We start from the raw sequence: 15,918 nt of genomic DNA on the forward strand, positions 1-15,918 counted from the left end.
CCGCGCTGTCGCTGGCCAACCAGTCGCAGCAGAGCGTGCTGCAGCTGCTCCGCTAATAGCGGCTGACATCGTAAGCAGGACACGGCGGCGGGGCTTCGGCCCCGCCGCTTTTTTGCGCGCCAATCGGTATTGGGGGAAGCGAGGAGGGATCGTAAAAGTAACCAGCGGTTATGGTTAACGGGGAGTAAGCGAGAAAAATCGCGAGCGATTTCAGGCGGATTGCGACGCGTGCCAGTGCGCCACAATGGTTTATGGTGAACCGGCGCTTATGACAGCGAGCCACGTTTCACCCTTTATTAGCCATGTTGGCGCACCCTGTGGCCGTCACTCGATCCAGAAGCGATCGAACGAAGACGCGTAAGCCAGAAGGGTAAGAGTCATGTCCGGTATTGTTCTCTCTGCGTCGGTTCGCCAGAACCTGCTCTCTCTCCAGTCCACTGCTGATCTTCTCGCCACCACACAGAACCGTCTGTCGACCGGCAAGAGCGTCAACTCGGCCCTGGACAATCCCACCAACTTCTTCACCGCCCAGTCGCTCGACAACCGCGCCAGCGACATCAACAACCTGCTCGATGGCATCGCCAACGGCGTGCAGGTGTTGCAGGCTGCCAACACCGGCCTGACCTCGCTGCAGAAGCTGATCGACAGCGCCAAGTCGATCGCCAACCAGGCGCTCCAGACCACGGTCGGCTACTCCACCAAGTCCAACGTCTCCACCACGATCTCCGGTGCGACCTCGGCCGATTTGCGTGGCACGACCTCCTTCGCCAGCGCGACCGCAGCCAGCAACGTGCTGTATGACGGCGCGGCGGGCGGCGCGACTGCTGCGAGCGGCGCGACGACGCTGGGCGCGGCCCAGGCCTCGGCCGTGAGCACCGGTACGTCCTACGCAGCCGACGGCTCGACGGCCTTGACGGGTGCGATCACCCTGCTCGGCACCACCACGTCCAGCGCGCTGGCCACGGCGCCCGCTGACGGCGACACGCTGACGGTGAACGGCAAGACCATCACCTTCCGTGCCGGTACGGCTCCGGCCCAGAGCGCTGTTCCGACCGGCTCGGGCGTCAGCGGCCACCTCGTCACCGACGGCAACGGCAACACCACCGTCTATCTCGGCACCAGCTCGGCGCCGCTCGCGACTGTCAGTGACGTCCTCACGGCGATCGATCTCGCCAGCGGCGTCAAGACTTCGACGATCACCGCGGGCGCTGCGACCATCGGCGCGGCCTCCGCCGCATCGCCGTCGACCGCTGCCGCCGGTGTCGTGACGCTCAAGAGCTCGACCGGTGCGGATCTGTCGGTGACTGGCAATGCCGACTTCCTGCACGAGCTCGGTCTCACGACCGCGACGGGTGGCGGGAACGCGACGGTCTCCGCGGCCCGCGCGACCAGCTCATCTTCTCTGGGATCGCTGCTCCAGGACGGTTCGACGCTGAACGTCGACGGCCACATCATCACCTTCAAGAACGCGCCGGTCCCCGGCTCGTCCAACGCTCCGGCGGTTCCGTCCGGCTTCGGTGTCAGCGGCAACGTCCTGACCGACGGCAACGGCAACTCGACGGTCTACCTCCAGACCGGCTCGATCAGCGACGTGCTGAAGGCGATCGACTTCGCGACTGGCGTGCAGACCTTCGCGCTGAACGGCAGCGGCGGCGGTACGCTTGCCACTGCGGTTGGCCAGGCTCCGTCGACGATCAACAGCTCCGGCCAGCTCAAGCTGTCCACCGGCGTCAATGCGGACCTGTCGATCACCGGCACCGGCAACTCTCTCGCCGTGCTCGGCCTTGCAGGTAACACCGGCACGGCGACCGCGTTCACCGCGGCCCGCACTTCGGGCATCGGCGGCATCGCCGGCAAGACCTTGACCTTCACCTCCTTCAACGGCGGCACGGCGGTCAACGTCACCTTCGGCGACGGCACCAACGGCACGGTCAAGACGCTCGATCAGCTCAACAACGCGCTGCAGGCCAACAACCTGTCTGCCACGATCGACGCCAACGGCCGGCTCACCATCACCGCGTCCAACGACTATGCGTCCTCGACGATCGGATCGACCGTCGCCGGCGGCGCGATCGGCGGCACGCTGACCTCGGCGCTGACCTTCTCGACGGCTTCCACCCCCGTCCAGGATGCGGTTGCGCAGACAGCCCGTGCGAACCTGGTGTCTCAGTACAACAACATCCTGAACCAGATCGATACGACCTCGCAGGACTCCTCGTTCAACGGCGTCAATTTGTTGAACGGCGACCAGCTCAAGCTGGTGTTCGACGAGACCGGCAAGTCGAGCCTGAACATCACCGGCGTGACCTACAACTCCAAGGGTCTGGGCCTCGCCGCGCTGACGGTCGGTGTCGACTTCATCGACAACGCGGCTTCCAACCGCGTGCTGACCAACCTGAACTCCGCGTCGAGCACGCTGCGCTCGGAAGCGTCGGCGCTGGGTTCGAACCTCTCGGTGGTGCAGATCCGCCAGGACTTCAACAAGAACCTGATCAACGTGCTGCAGACCGGCTCGTCGAACCTGACGCTGGCCGACACCAACGTCGAAGCGGCGAACAGCCAGGCGCTGTCGACCCGCCAGTCGATCGCGGTCTCCGCGTTGTCGCTGGCCAACACCTCGCAGCAGAGCGTGCTCCAGCTGCTCCGCTAATAAGCGGCTGAAATTACTTAATAAAACCGGGCGGCGGGGCTTTTGCCCCGCCGTCCTTTTGTGTGTTTGGAGACAGCGAAGGGCGTTTACGGCCCATTAACCCTATCCCTTAAACCGGCGTTAACCATACTTTAAAGGACAGGTCCTAAAACTGGACAAAAGCCCGCTTCCAGACCTGCGCGGCCGATTCGTATCCGGTTCAAGAGGAAGACTAGCCAATGTCCAACATCGTTCTCTCGGCGTCCGTTCGCCAGAACCTGTTGTCGCTGCAGTCGACGGCCGACTTGCTGGCCACGACGCAGGAGCGGCTGTCGACCGGCAAGAAGGTCAACACGGCGCTCGACAATCCCACCAACTTCTTCACGGCGCAGGGGCTGGACAACCGGGCAAGCGACATCAGCAACCTGCTGGATGGCATCAATAACGGCGTGCAGGTGCTCCAGGCGGCCAATACCGGCATCACCTCGCTGCAGAAGCTGATCGACAGCGCAAAATCGATCGCCAACCAGGCGCTGCAGACCACGGTCGGCTATTCCACCAAGTCCAACGTCTCGACCACGATCCCCGGTGCTACGCCGGCGGATCTGCGCGGCACGACCTCGTATGCGAGCGCGACCGCCAACAGCAACGTGCTCTACACCGGTGCGGCCGGCGGTGTCACGCCGGTGACGGCGGCTGCTGCGCTCGGCGCCTCGCTCGGTTCCACCGCCGGCACCCTGGTCGGCGGCACCGTGACCGCCGCCGACGGCAGCACTGCGCTCGCCGGCACCGACACGCTGCTCGGCACCACCACATCCACCCAGTTCAGCACGCCGCCTGCGGATGGCGACACCATCACTGTGAACGGCAAGACCGTCACCTTCCGCACCGGGCCCGCGCCGACGACGCAGCCGACCGGCTGGGGCCTCAACGCCAGCGGAACCATTGCGACCGACGGCAACGGCAATTCGATCGTCTATGAGGGAACGGCGGCCGCGCCCAAGGCGACCGTCAACGACGTGCTCAGCGCGATCGACCTCGCCAGCGGCGTCAGGACCGCGACAATCAGCGCCGGTGCGGCCACGATCGCGACCAGCGGCGCGACAGTCGGCACGATCCAGACGCCATCCTCCATTAGTGCAGGCGGCGCCATCACCCTGAAGAGCTCGACCGGCGCCGATCTGTCCGTCGCCGGCAAGGCCGACTTCCTCCATGCCCTCGGCCTGACGTCGGCGACGGGCGCCGGCAATGCCAGCATCACCGCGAACCGCTCGACCACTGCGGGCTCGCTGGGTTCGCTGGTGCAGGACGGCTCGACCCTGAACGTCGACGGCCACACCATCACCTTCAAGAACGCGCAGACGCCGCAATCTGCCGCCAGCGTGGCCAACGGTTTTGGCGTCAACGGCAACGTCGTCACCGACGGCAACGGCAACTCGACGGTCTATCTGCAGAGCGCGAACCTGACCGACCTGCTCAATTCGATCGACCTGGCCACCGGCGTGAAGACCGCCAGCCTCTTCAACGGCACCGCGACGCTCGGCACCACCTCGGGCCAGATCCCCTCGTCGGTGAATTCGAGCGGCCAGCTGGCGATCTCGACCGGCATCAACGCAGACCTCTCGATCACCGGCACCGGCAACGCGCTGAGCGCCTTCGGCCTCAGCGGCAATACCGGAACGGCGACGGCGTTCAGCGCGGCGCGCAAATCAGGCGTCGGCGGCGTCAGTGGCAAGACCCTGACCTTTACCTCCTTCAACGGCGGCACGCCGGTCAACGTCACCTTCGGCGACGGCACCAACGGCACGGTCAAGACACTCGACCAGCTCAACGTCCAGCTTCAGGCCAACCACCTGACCGCGACGATCGACGCCAACGGCGTGCTGACGGTGACCACCGTCAACGAATACGCATCCTCGACGCTCGGTTCGTCGACCGCTGGCGGTACGGTCGGCGGTACGCTGACCGGCGTGCTCGCCTTCACCACCGCGCAGCCGCCGGTGCAGGACCCCGTGGCGCAGACCGCGCGTTCGAGCCTGGTCAGCCAGTTCAACAACATCCTGGCGCAGATCGACACGACCTCGCAGGACTCTTCCTTCAATGGTGTCAACCTGCTGAACGGCGACACGCTGAAGCTGGTGTTCAACGAGACCGGCAGCTCCACGCTCGGCATCAACGGCGTGGTGTTCAACGCGGCGGGTCTCGGCCTCAGCAATCTGGTTCCCGGCACCGACTTCATCGACAACGGCGCGACCAACAAGGTCCTGCAGAGCCTGAATGCTGCGTCCAGCACGCTGCGCTCGGAAGGTTCGAGCCTCGGTTCGAACCTGTCCATCGTGCAGGTGCGCCAGGACTTCTCGAAGAACCTGATCAACGTGCTGCAGACCGGCTCGTCCAACCTGACGCTCGCCGATACCAACGAGGAAGCGGCCAACAGCCAGGCGCTGTCGACCCGTCAGTCGATCGCGGTCTCCGCGCTGTCGCTGGCGAACCAGTCGCAGCAAAGCGTGCTGCAGCTGCTCAAGTAATTCGCCGCGAGGTCGCCGGCCGACGAGTCGCGGCGGGGCTTAGCCCCGCCGTTGTTTTGAGGGAGTCCGCTAAGACAAGGTTAGCTGCGATCGACGTGCATGATGCAGTGCAAATTTACAGCCGGCATCCTGCGCATCTATCCTCGCGCTCACGAAGCGACCCGTAATATTCCGGAGAGCTTCCAAGCGCACATGTAAGCAAATCTTAAGCGGTGATGCATAGGGTTGGGAAAGAAATCCTTAAGTCCGTTCAACGGGCTAGGAAGCTTTCAAGGTGTGATTGATGTCGAATTCCGCTGCCTCGGCCTACGCGCGTGTTGCTACGACCACCGCATCTCCTCGCGACGTTGAGGCGCAGACCTTGCTGAAGGCCGCCAACAAGCTGCAGGACGCGATCAACGCCGCCGATCCGTTCAGCGAGCAGACCACCCAGGCGCTGATGTTCAATCGCAAGCTCTGGACCATCTTCCTCAGCGAAGCGATGCGCGAGAACAACCCCCAGCCGCTCGACGTCCGGCAGAAGATCGCCAACATCAGCGTGTTCGTGCTGAGCCAGACCGCGGCGCTGCAGATGAGCCCGCAGTTCGATCACTTCCGTCCGCTGATCGAGATCAATCGCAACATCGCTGCCGGCCTTTCCGGCCGCCCGTGATGGAGACTCGTGATGTCCGACATCATGAGCATCTTGTCGTCCACGTATAAGTCGAACACGCTGTCGAGCACCAAGGGTTCGTCCAAATACGTTCCGGTCGACTCGTCGCTCTACCAGGGCAACTGGACCGGCACCTACGCCAACGGCAAGAAATTCTCGCTCGACATCTCGCAGGTCAACGGCTTCCGCGCGCAGATCCACTATCAGAGCGACGGGACCTCGCAATATCAGCAGGTGTTGATCAAGGACGCCTCGTTCCGCTTCGGCAACACGAAGTTCACGTTGACGAACACCGGCGTGGCGCAGATCAAGAACGTCGTCACGGATCCCGCGACAGGCTCGAGCTACCTCGATACCGCGCAGGCCAAGCTCGATAGCTGAAACGAAGGTGCCTTCAGGCGCTGAGGTCCGTGTTGAGCGGACGCGGGGGCTCCGACTTCAAATCCAGTGCGTGGAAATAGGCTCGCCGGCGCAGCATCGCCTCGTCGGGGAACTGGTTGACCACCGCGTCGGTATTTTCATTGACGACCTGGAAGACCATGGACGCGGACGCCTGGTCGAACACGACTTGGCGCGCGATATTCGCGTTACCCTGCAAATCATTATTGCCCGCGGCCGCAATCGTATCGCTCGCGGCGACCGTCTGGCTCACCGGCAAATCGGTTTGTACAGCATCGTTCGCCGCCGAATTCGACGTCGTTACGATCTGTACCGGGGCCGGTATCCCCACCGGCCTGATGCTGAAATCTGTACTCATGGCAGCCTCCTGGTTGCCTTGCGTGAGTCAAATCCCAACCCCTCTCAATACGCAACAATGGAACACCAGGATTGAATACCCGGTAAGGAAACGTGGCTAACCGCGCGAAGCTTTTGCCGCGCGGTTTTTCATAAAATTGCAGACAGTTTTCGCGTTTGCTCAGAGCGTGCGGCTGACCGCGAGGGGCGTGATGTGACGCGGGCCGGGTGCCGCGCGGCGTCCTGCGGCCGTATAGGTGTTCGGCACGTTGCGCTTCTGGATTTCCGCGTTGACGCCACGCACAACGCTTTCCGAGACTGCATGCGCGGTCGCAAGTACGGTGAGGTTGACCTGAAGCATGGCGCGGAAGGCGTCATGGTGCCGGTGCAGCGTCGAGAGCAACTCGGGCGCGGATTTCGCCAGCTTGTCCTGGTTCGCCTTCAACTCGCCGACGGCGCCGACGTAGCGCTTCGACAGCTCCTGCTTCTTGCCTTCCATCGTCATCGCCTCACGGACCTTGCCGGCGCGGACCAGTTCGGTCTCGCGCTCGATCAGGCCGAGAAGGGCGCTCATCGCATCCATCAGGTCCTCGGCGAGCTTGCGTGCCGCAGCGCTCTCGCTCGGGTTTGCACGCTGCACAGGCATCGGCTGACGTGACGCGTTGAAGTGGTTCATCTCGTTTGACCTTATGCCGTACGCAGAGTGGTTTTGGCCTGCTGCATGATCAGGGTACGGTAAACGTCGCGGGCAATGCCGACGCCGCCGGCGCTGGCGAAGTTCTTGGAATATTGCTCGGTGAGCATCGAGCGCCAGACGCCGGTGCCGGGCGTGTCGCCGAACGGGCCTTCGCCCTTCAGGCCTGAGGTCATCTGCGCGAACATGCTGTTGAGGAACATACCTTCGAAGTCGGTGGCGGTCTTCTGCGCCTTGGCTTGCTGCTGCGGCGAGACCTTCTGGAGCGCCGCGGCGAGCTCGAAGTCGGGCCGGCCGTTGCGGCTTTCCACGGAGAATGCGGGGTTCGAGGCGAGAGCGGCGGCGTTGACGCGCGCGGTGTTGAGCATGCCGGTCTGCATCACATCACCTCGATGTCGGCTTCGATCGCGCCGGCCGCCTTGATCGCCTGCAGGATGCTGATGAGGTCGCGTGGGCCGATGCCGAGGCCGTTGAGGCCGTCGACCAGCTGCTGGAGCGAGACGCCGTCCTTGACGACGGCGAACTTCTTGCCGTCCTCGGTGACGCCGACGCTGGAGCGCGGCGTAACCACGGTGCGGCCCCGCGACAGCGGATTGGGCTGGCTCACCTGCGGGCTCTCGGAAATCGTGACCGTGAGGTTGCCTTGCGCGACCGCGACGGTGGCGACGCGGACATCGCGGCCCATCACGATGATGCCGGAGCGCTCGTCGATGATGATCTTGGCGGCGAGATCCGGATCGACCTGAAGCTGTTCGATCTCGGTCAGGAAGGCGACGACATTGCCCTTGAACTCCGGCGGGATCGTCAGCTGCACCGTCGAGGGATCGATCGGCTCGGCGCTCTTGACGCCGAGATAGTCGTTGATCGCGGCTGCAATGCGCTTGGCGGTGGTGAAGTCGGCATTGCGCAGTGCGAGCCGCACATTCGGCAGGCGATTGAGTGCGAACTCGATCTCGCGCTCGATGATGGCGCCGTTGGCGATGCGGCCCACGGTCGGAACGCCACGCACGATCTTGGCCGCTTCGCCCTCGGCCTGGAAGCCGGAGATGGCGAGCGAGCCCTGGGCGACCGAGTAGACGTTGCCGTCGGCGCCGAGCAGCGGGGTGACCAGCAGAGTGCCGCCGCGCAAATCCTTGGCGTCGCCAAGCGCAGAGACGGTGACGTCCATGCGCGTGCCTTGCGTGGCGAAGGCCGGCAGATTGCCCGTGACCATCACCGCGGCGACGTTGCCGGTACGGATTGTGGCGCCGCGAATGTTCACGCCCATGCGCTCAAGCATCGCTTGCAGCGACTGCTTGGTGAAGGGGATGTTGTTGAGGGTGTCGCCGGTGCCGTTAAGGCCGACGACAAGACCGTAACCGATGAGCTGGTTCTGCCGCACGCCTTCGATATTGGCGAGATCCTTGATGCGCGAGGTCGCGTTTGCCGTGGCAGCCGAGAGCGCCAGCGCCGACAGCGCGGCACAGGCCAATGCAAACAACCCGCTCAGAATCTTCACCCAACGAACGCCTGGCATCCTCTGCTCCCCAAGGCCCTCGAACGAGCCTCCTCACGTCTCGGACCGACCGCGACACTCCCATGACGAGCTGGTCCGACGCTTTCCTTGCGAGCACTGTGCCAACCCGGGGCAGGGGGATTAGGTGATTGAATAGGTTGAGTAAATTTGTTTCCTCCGGTGTCAGCCGGTGTTGGCGATGGGGAGCGAAACTGCCGTGTGTCGGCAGATTTTGCCGGGCCGTTTACGCCCCGTTAACCATAAGGCGGCGAATGTGGCGCATCGATCACCCGGATTGCTTCGATGCGCATCTACGGACCGAATGGCACCACGCTCGGAACGCCGGCCAGCCAGGCCAGGCGAACGAGCTCCGGCACCTTCGTGCTGCCCGACACCTCGTCGACGCAGGAGACGCGTAGCGCCTCCGCACCCAAGGCCACCGCCAACATCGACGGGCTGCTCGCGCTGCAAGGCATCGAGGAAGATCCGGTCGAGCGCCGCAAGCGCTCGGTTGCCCGCGGCAAGACCGCGCTCGACGTCCTTGACGATCTCAAGATGGGACTTTTGTCCGGCAATCTCGACAAGTCGACGGTGTTGCGGCTGCGTGATGCGGCCGCAAGCCTGAAATCGTCCTCCGGCGATCCCGGTCTGGACTCCGTGCTGTCCGAGATCGAACTGCGCGTCGAGGTCGAACTCGCGAAGGCCGGGCAGGGCTGACGATTATCAGGTAATCTAGAGTGCGTGGGGAACGGCTCTACGCCGCTTCCTCCTTCTGCTGCGAATCGTAGCGGCGCTGTGCAGCGAGCACGTCTTTCAGATTCTCTTCGGCCCAATCGCGCAGCGGATCGACTGCGGCTGCGAGCGTCACGCCAAGCTGCGTGATCGAATACTCCACCGTCACCGGCACGGTCGCGATGGCGTGGCGCTTGAGCAGGCCGTCGCGTTCGAGCGACTTGAGAACCTGGCTCAGCATCTTCTGCGAGATCCCTTCGATCGTGCGACGCAACTGATTGAAGCGCATCGGCTCCTCGCGCAGCAGCAACAGGATCAACACGGCCCATTTGTCGCCGACGCGATCGAGGATCTGACGCGTCGGGCACTCGGCAGCATAGACATTGGGTTTCATTTCGGTTCCTCGCGCTTGCCTGGCTCGGCCAGCTTCTTGCCGGTTACTCCTGTGTAATCAAGTAAGCACAAAGTGCTCTCTTAACACCAGCATTCTTTGCGATATCTAGTAACTATTGGTTACTTTAAAAGCCAAGAGCAAAGGAGCCTTCCATGAAAATCGCAGTTGCCGGCGCCTCGGGTCGGGCCGGGTCGGAGATCACCAAGGAACTGTCCCGCCGTGGTCACGTGGTCACCGCCATAGCCCGGAACCCCGAGAGGATCGCCGGCCTGCCGAACGTCACACCGACCAAGGGAGATGTCCTCGACCAGGCCGGCCTCACCAAGCTCTGGACCGGGCACGACGTTGCCATCAGCTCCGTCCACTTCCTGGCGAGCGACCCGCACAAGCTCATCGGCGCGGCCAGGGATTCGAAGGTCGGCCGCTATCTGGTCGTCGGCGGCGCCGGTAGCCTGGAAGTCGCTCCCGGCATCAAACTGGTCACGACCCCTGGTTTCCCGGCCCAATACAAGGCCGAGGCGGAGGCCGGCGGGGTGTTCCTCGACCTGCTCCGGCAGGAGAAGGACCTGAACTGGACGTTCATCTCGCCCTCGGCATTGTTCGTCGAGGAGGCGCGAACGGGCAAGTTCCGGCTCGGGACCGACCAGCTTCTCGCAGATGCGAACGGCAAAAGCTGGATCAGCTTCGCCGACTACGCCATCGCGATGGCCGATGAGATCGAGAAACCGGCCCATCCGAGGCAGCGTTTCACGGTCGGCTACTAGGCCGTTGGCCGCCCCCGGGCTTCCGCCGGATAAACCTTCCTGTGCAAGGGTTTGGGGGCGGTAACCGCGCCGTTAAGGAAATATTGTCTGTCACAAGGGGTAGCTATATAAGCCCCGGCTCAACGGACCCCGTTCCGTTCGCGAGTCGTTGCTTAAGAAGATAGGCCGCCCTTGGAAAAGTTGAAAAACTACCGACCGACCGAAAAAGAGCCTTTCATGAACGACCGGCAGAAGGAGTACTTCCGTATGAAGCTCCTCGCCTGGAAGGATGAGATCCTCAAAGAGTCCAAGCTCACCCTGCAGGCTCTGCAGGAGGAGAACGTGAACCACCCCGATCTTGCCGATCGGGCATCGTCCGAAACCGACCGCGCCATCGAACTCCGCGCCCGCGACCGCCAGCGCAAGTTGATCGCCAAGATCGACGCCGCGCTCCAGCGCATCGAGGACAACACCTACGGCTATTGCGAAGACACCGGGGAGCCGATCTCGTTGAAGCGGCTCGAAGCCCGGCCCATCGCGACGCTCTCGGTGGAAGCGCAGGAGCGCCACGAGAAACGCGAGAAGGTCTATCGCGACGAATAGAGTCCGAGCCGCAGAGATGCGGCTCTTTGTTTTTGGGCTCAAGGCGCGGTTTCGCGCCGTAACCGGCATTTTGTCTGTCGCTTGCCGCCGCGCGCTTCGACGCACGCGTGCGATCGCGAAAAGTGAATCACGATCAATGAGCTAGAACAGATTTCTGCGAGCTCACGTGAGTTCACATGAGAAACAGCCTTCACTTCAGGTGCGGGACGTTTTGCGAGTCGCATCAACGAGATCTGTTCGGATGCTCAGACACTGATCAAGCAGCATCATGTTTCGCTGCAATCAGGCTTCGTGAGACGCTACAAGGCGCGCATCTCCATAAAGCCCGGACCAGCTCAATATTTCCTTAAACGCCGGCAGCTGGCCATAGGCCGCGTCCGTCAGCCCGTATTCCACGCGAAGCGGTTTCTCGGCGAAGGCGGTGCGCGACACCAGCCCGTCCTGCGCGAGCTCGCGCAGCTGCGTCGTCAGCATGTGCTGGGTGATGCCGCCGATCGACCAGGCGCGGCGCGCCGAAACGAACCGCGCCGTTCATCGGCGCGAACAGGATCTCCAGCTTCCACTACCGGCCCTCAAATCCATTCTACTTGTTCCCTCGTGAGATAGTGTCCAGATGCGGACTTGAGCAGGCTGGCAGAGCCAATTGGCCGGCCCGGCGCAACGAGAGAAATTGGGCAATGAGCACTGTTCTGGTCACCGGCGGGTCCGGCTTCGTCGGCATCCATGTGGTCCTGCAGCTTCTGGCCGCCGGTCATGCCGTGCGAACGACGGTGCGCCGGCCGGACCGGCAGGCCGACGTGCTGGCGATGCTGCGCGAGGGCGGGGCCGTATCGGCCGAAAGCCTGTCCTTCTTTACCGCCGACCTCACCGCAGACGATGGCTGGCGCGAGGCGGTCGCGGGCTGCGACTACGTCCTCCATGTCGCCTCGCCGCTGTTGACCACCGTTCCCGACGACGAGAACGAGATGATCATTCCGGCCCGCGACGGCACCTTGCGGGTGCTGCGCGCCGCGCGGGATGCCGGCGTCAGCCGGGTCGTCGTCACCTCGTCGGTTGGCGCGATCGGCTACGGCCATCCGCCGCGCGACACGCCATTTGACGAGACCGACTGGACCAATCTCGGCGATGCGAGCCTGCAGCCCTACATCAAGTCCAAGACGCTGGCGGAACGGGCGGCCTGGGATTTCATCGCGCGCGAGGGCAACGGGCTTGAGATGTCCGTCATCAATCCCGCCGGCATCTTTGGTCCCGTGCTCGGGCCGGATTTTTCGGGCTCGATCGAGATCGTCAAATCGCTGCTCGATGGCGCCATGCCGGCGGTGCCCAGGGTCTATTTCGGCCTTGTCGACGTGCGCGATGTCGCCGATTTACATGTGCGGGCGATGACCGCCCCGGAAGCGAAAGGCGAACGCTTCATCGCGGTCTCAGGCGCGACGCTGTCGATCCTCGAGATCGGCAAAGTGCTGCGGCGGGAACTTGGGCCGCGGGCGCGCCGGGTTCCGCGGCTCCAGGCGCCGGACTGGCTGGTTCGGATTGCCGCGCGCCAGATCCCATTGCTGCGCTCGGTCGTGCCGATGCTCGGCAAGGTCAGACACTCGACCAGCGCCAAGGCCAGATCAGTGCTCGGCTGGCAGCCGCGCTCCAACGACGAGGCAATTCTGGCCACCGCCGAAAGCCTGATCCGGCTCGGTCTGGTCAAGGCCTGAGGCCGCAGATCGCCCGCGCTTGTCAGGCCCGGGCCGGGATGCTCAAGTGCCGCCCCAGATTGCGATAGCGTAGCGTGGAGGCGGCGCCGATGGACAAAATTCTCGAAGCCGCAAAGGCGATCGCGTTGGCGCGCAGGAACCATGCGCCGCTTGCGGCACTGGAACATCCACCCGCCGACGAGGGCGAAGGCTATCAGGTGCAGCGCGCGCTGCATGATCTCCTGCTGCCGCATGTCGGGCCGCTGGTCGGCTACAAGATCGGCTGCACCAGCCAGGTGATGCAGGACTACATCGGCATCCCGCATCCCTGCGGCGGCGGCGTGTTCCAGAGGGGTGTGCACGACAGCGGCGTCAGGCTCGCGGCCGGCGACTATGTCCGTGTCGGCGTCGAGTGCGAGATCGCGGTACGCCTGAAACGTAACCTCGCCGCCGGCGAGGCGCCGTTCACGGCCGAATGGGTCGGCGAAGCCGTCGAGGCCTATCATCCCGCGATCGAGATCGTCGACGACCGCTATGTGAAGTGGGAGACGATGGGCGCCGCGACGCTGATCGCGGACGATTTCTTCGCCGCCGGCTGTGTGCTGGGTGCCTCGGTTCCGCGCTCGTCGGTTCCGGACCTTAAGGCGGTCAAGGGCCGCGCCATCGTCAACGGCGAGGAGGTCAGCCATGGCACCGGCGCCGACGTGCTCGGCCATCCCCACAACGCACTCGCCTGGCTGGCCAACCACCTCGCCGCCGAAGGCAAGGGGCTGCATGCGGGACAGCTCGTGCTGACAGGGAGCCTGGTGAAGACGCTGTGGCTGAAAGCCGGCGACAAGGTGCGGATGGAGTTGGACGGGCTGGGCGTGGTGGAGGCGGAATTTACGTGAGCTCTCCCCGCCGTCATTGCTTCGCTGCGCTCGCAATGACGGAGCGTGAGGTTGTGGCGTCGCTACACGCGCGAGCACTTGGCTCGTTGCCTCAAAGGCATCAACGCCAGAATAGATGCGGCCCTCGCCAGGGGAGCTAGCGAGGGCCGCGTCGTACATCGTCGTTCGCGCCTAGGTTCGCGAGCACGATGTGGGAGCTCTTGCGAAAGGCTAGAAGGGCAGCAGCACGTCCATGACCTGCTGGCCGTAGCGCGGCTGCTGCACGTCCGTGATCTGGCCGCGGCCGCCATAGGCGATGCGGGCCTGCGCGATCTTGCTGGAATCGATGGTGTTGTCGCTCTGGATGTCCTCGGGACGGACGATGCCGGCGACCACGAGCTCGCGGATCTCGTAGTTGACGCGGATCTCCTGCTTGCCTTCGACGACGAGGTTGCCGTTCGGCAGCACCTGGGTCACGACCGCAGCGACGTTGGTCTGCAACGCTTCCGTGCGATTGACGGAGCCCTTGCCATCGCTGGAGGCCGTGGAGTCGGCGGTGAGGATGCGGCCGGGCAGGATCTTGTTGGCCTGCGTGATCGTCTTGGCGCCGATGAAGTCGGTAATGCCGGAATCTTCCTTGTTGGAGCGGCTGCGCTGAGTCTCGTTCTCGATATTGGCCTTGTCGGTGATGTTCACGGTCACGGTCAGGAGGTCGCCGACATGGGTGGCGCGCTGATCCTTGAAGAAGGCGCGGCTGCCGCTGCGCCACAGCGAGTTCGGGCTGTAGGAGGCAACTTCCGGCTTCGGCATCGGCATCTGCACCGGCTTGTAGCCGGGCTGCGTCGTCGGATTGTCGATCGCCGACAGTTTTGGTTGCTCGCCGATCTGTGACAAGCGGTCGATCGAGGAGCAGCCGCCCAGCGCGCTGGCTGTCAGCAGCAGTGCAGGGATCGCGATGCGACGGAGACGGGAAGCCGAACTGAAAGCGGACATGACTAACTCTTACTTTGCTTGGGCTTGCGAGACGCGAGCTTGCGGGATCTGGGCTTGTGCGACTTGAGCTTGACTTTGAGCGGCTTGGGCCGGCGATGCGGGAGCCTGGACCAGGTTGCGCACGATGGCGTCGGTGTCGACCGGGGCGGGCGCCTCGTCGCGCTTCAGCGAGGAGGTCTGTTCGACAGCAGCGGGCATCGGCGCGGACTGGCTGGCGCCTTGCACGGTCACCTGGCCGCGGCCGGTGACGGTTCCGGTCAGCGTGCGCTTGGTCTGCAGATTGAGGACGCTCACGGTGTCGCCCTCGGCGCCGCCGTCGAGCGCCTTGCCACGGGTGGTGAGGTAGATCCCGGGGACCTGGTAGATCACGGTGACGCTCTGATCGCGCGACACGAATTCGGGTTTGGCGATGTCGGCGGCGCGGATCGGCGTGCCGGCGCGCATCGGCCGGCGCAGCTGCATGCCGACCGCGCGCTCGCGCAGCGCCGGCTCGCCGGGCACTTCCGCCTTCGGCCGGCGCTCCTGCGCGACGTCGGAGGATTTCAGCACATCGGTGCGATCGATATCGCGGGTCAGGACGGCGACCTCGACGGTCTCGATCGCGATGCCGGTCAGGCGCAGCTTGGTCGGCGCCGGGGTGTTGTCGTTGTTGATCTCGAACGTGACATCGAAGCGGCCGCCGCGGGCATCGTAGCGGGTCGCAACCGCCTGGAGCGCGCCGCTGTTGGAGGCGTCGAGGCGCATGTCGGAGATGCCGCGGTCGAAGGTCACGGCGATGTTGGCGGCATCGCCAAGGCCAAAGCGACGTTCGAGCGCGGAAGCGACCGCGTTTTCGAGATCCCTGTTGGCGAGCGTGCGGGCAAGCCGGGTGACCTGGACTTCCCTGATGTCGCCGGTCATCACGCCGATCACCTGCTTGGCGCGCAGCACGCTCAAGACCTGCGCAACCGGCAGCGCACCCGTCGTGCCGAGATCGGGCGAGCGATAGACCGGGATCAGCGCGGCCGAACCGGCATTGTCGACGAGGTCGCCGACCCGGACCACGTCTGAGGAGACGGTGACGCTGGCGCGCAGCGTCGGTGCGGCGATGCCGTCGTCGGCGGCCTCCGCCGGCAGCGCCAGCGCGAACAGGACGGAGAGGGCGAGCAGCGTGGTGCGGATCATGG

Annotated in this window: 16 protein-coding genes and 1 pseudogene; 9 read left to right on the forward strand and 8 right to left on the reverse strand. The window is 64.2% G+C overall.

Annotation, left to right across the window (positions count from 1 at the left end; translation table 11 throughout):
- The first annotated feature begins 379 nt into the window (after window positions 1-379).
- The 4 genes from JQ621_RS32215 (at window position 380) to JQ621_RS32230 (ending at window position 6,190) form a co-directional block, all read left to right on the forward strand.
- Window positions 380-2,650, forward strand: a complete 2,271-nt coding sequence (locus tag JQ621_RS32215; RefSeq protein ID WP_212240988.1) for a DUF1522 domain-containing protein — start codon at window positions 380-382, stop codon at window positions 2,648-2,650.
- A 218-nt stretch (window positions 2,651-2,868) separates the two neighbouring features.
- Window positions 2,869-5,157 carry a DUF1522 domain-containing protein gene (locus JQ621_RS32220; RefSeq protein ID WP_212240989.1) on the forward strand — a complete coding sequence of 763 codons (2,289 nt, stop codon included), beginning with the start codon at window positions 2,869-2,871 and terminating at the stop codon, window positions 5,155-5,157.
- Between the two features lie 283 nt (window positions 5,158-5,440).
- Entirely contained in the window at window positions 5,441-5,809 is a 369-nt protein-coding gene (gene flaF / locus JQ621_RS32225; RefSeq protein ID WP_027534793.1) for a flagellar biosynthesis regulator FlaF, read from the forward strand.
- A 12-nt stretch (window positions 5,810-5,821) separates the two neighbouring features.
- Window positions 5,822-6,190 (forward strand): hypothetical protein, encoded by a 369-nt coding sequence (locus tag JQ621_RS32230; RefSeq protein ID WP_212240990.1) that lies wholly within the window; start codon window positions 5,822-5,824, stop codon window positions 6,188-6,190.
- 13 nt (window positions 6,191-6,203) lie between these two features.
- Here the strand turns inward: JQ621_RS32230 and JQ621_RS32235 are convergent, their stop codons facing one another.
- The 4 genes from JQ621_RS32235 to JQ621_RS32250 all read right to left on the reverse strand — a co-directional run bounded on the left by JQ621_RS32235 (window position 6,204) and on the right by JQ621_RS32250 (window position 8,754).
- Complete coding sequence (locus JQ621_RS32235; protein WP_212240991.1) at window positions 6,204-6,566, reverse strand: hypothetical protein; 363 nt, start codon at window positions 6,564-6,566, stop codon at window positions 6,204-6,206.
- A gap of 159 nt (window positions 6,567-6,725) precedes the next feature.
- Window positions 6,726-7,220: a hypothetical protein gene (locus JQ621_RS32240; protein ID WP_212240992.1), complete on the reverse strand. Its 495-nt coding sequence runs from the start codon at window positions 7,218-7,220 to the stop codon at window positions 6,726-6,728.
- 11 nt (window positions 7,221-7,231) lie between these two features.
- On the reverse strand, window positions 7,232-7,618 hold the full coding sequence (gene flgJ, locus JQ621_RS32245) for a flagellar assembly peptidoglycan hydrolase FlgJ (RefSeq protein ID WP_212240993.1): 387 nt from the start codon (window positions 7,616-7,618) through the stop codon (window positions 7,232-7,234).
- A complete protein-coding gene (locus JQ621_RS32250; protein WP_212240995.1) occupies window positions 7,618-8,754 on the reverse strand; it encodes a flagellar basal body P-ring protein FlgI in 1,137 nt (378 codons plus the stop codon). Before JQ621_RS32250 ends, flgJ begins: the two co-directional genes overlap by 1 nt.
- Window positions 8,755-9,036: 282 nt before the next feature.
- Here JQ621_RS32250 and JQ621_RS32255 point away from each other — a divergent pair, with 282 nt between their 5' ends.
- Window positions 9,037-9,450: a flagellar assembly protein FliX gene (locus tag JQ621_RS32255; protein WP_212240997.1), complete on the forward strand. Its 414-nt coding sequence runs from the start codon at window positions 9,037-9,039 to the stop codon at window positions 9,448-9,450.
- A gap of 37 nt (window positions 9,451-9,487) precedes the next feature.
- On the opposite strand, the gene JQ621_RS32260 is transcribed toward JQ621_RS32255, so the two are convergent.
- A complete protein-coding gene (locus JQ621_RS32260; protein WP_212240998.1) occupies window positions 9,488-9,859 on the reverse strand; it encodes a winged helix-turn-helix transcriptional regulator in 372 nt (123 codons plus the stop codon).
- Window positions 9,860-10,011: 152 nt separating this feature from the next.
- Here JQ621_RS32260 and JQ621_RS32265 point away from each other — a divergent pair, with 152 nt between their 5' ends.
- Both JQ621_RS32265 and dksA read left to right on the forward strand, forming a co-directional pair.
- On the forward strand, window positions 10,012-10,623 hold the full coding sequence (locus JQ621_RS32265; RefSeq protein WP_212241000.1) for an NAD(P)-dependent oxidoreductase: 612 nt from the start codon (window positions 10,012-10,014) through the stop codon (window positions 10,621-10,623).
- Window positions 10,624-10,839: 216 nt separating this feature from the next.
- Window positions 10,840-11,205 carry an RNA polymerase-binding protein DksA gene (dksA, locus tag JQ621_RS32270; RefSeq protein ID WP_008142458.1) on the forward strand — a complete coding sequence of 122 codons (366 nt, stop codon included), beginning with the start codon at window positions 10,840-10,842 and terminating at the stop codon, window positions 11,203-11,205.
- Between the two features lie 282 nt (window positions 11,206-11,487).
- Here dksA and JQ621_RS32275 read toward each other — a convergent pair.
- Window positions 11,488-11,761, reverse strand: a pseudogene (locus tag JQ621_RS32275) (winged helix-turn-helix transcriptional regulator).
- A gap of 121 nt (window positions 11,762-11,882) precedes the next feature.
- Between JQ621_RS32275 and JQ621_RS32280 the strand changes: the two are divergent.
- Both JQ621_RS32280 and JQ621_RS32285 read left to right on the forward strand, forming a co-directional pair.
- A complete protein-coding gene (locus tag JQ621_RS32280; RefSeq protein ID WP_212241002.1) occupies window positions 11,883-12,911 on the forward strand; it encodes an SDR family oxidoreductase in 1,029 nt (342 codons plus the stop codon).
- 89 nt (window positions 12,912-13,000) lie between these two features.
- Complete coding sequence (locus tag JQ621_RS32285; RefSeq protein ID WP_212241004.1) at window positions 13,001-13,780, forward strand: 2-keto-4-pentenoate hydratase; 780 nt, start codon at window positions 13,001-13,003, stop codon at window positions 13,778-13,780.
- Between the two features lie 210 nt (window positions 13,781-13,990).
- Here the strand turns inward: JQ621_RS32285 and flgH are convergent, their stop codons facing one another.
- Together flgH and flgA are read right to left on the reverse strand one after the other, a co-directional pair.
- Complete coding sequence (gene flgH / locus JQ621_RS32290) at window positions 13,991-14,752, reverse strand: flagellar basal body L-ring protein FlgH (RefSeq protein ID WP_212241006.1); 762 nt, start codon at window positions 14,750-14,752, stop codon at window positions 13,991-13,993.
- Window positions 14,753-14,761: 9 nt separating this feature from the next.
- Window positions 14,762-15,916, reverse strand: a complete 1,155-nt coding sequence (gene flgA, locus JQ621_RS32295; RefSeq protein ID WP_212241007.1) for a flagellar basal body P-ring formation chaperone FlgA — start codon at window positions 15,914-15,916, stop codon at window positions 14,762-14,764.
- Window positions 15,917-15,918 lie beyond the last annotated feature (2 nt).

The organism is Bradyrhizobium manausense (assembly GCF_018129685.1).
GTDB classification, from domain to species: Bacteria; Pseudomonadota; Alphaproteobacteria; order Rhizobiales; family Xanthobacteraceae; genus Bradyrhizobium; species Bradyrhizobium manausense_D.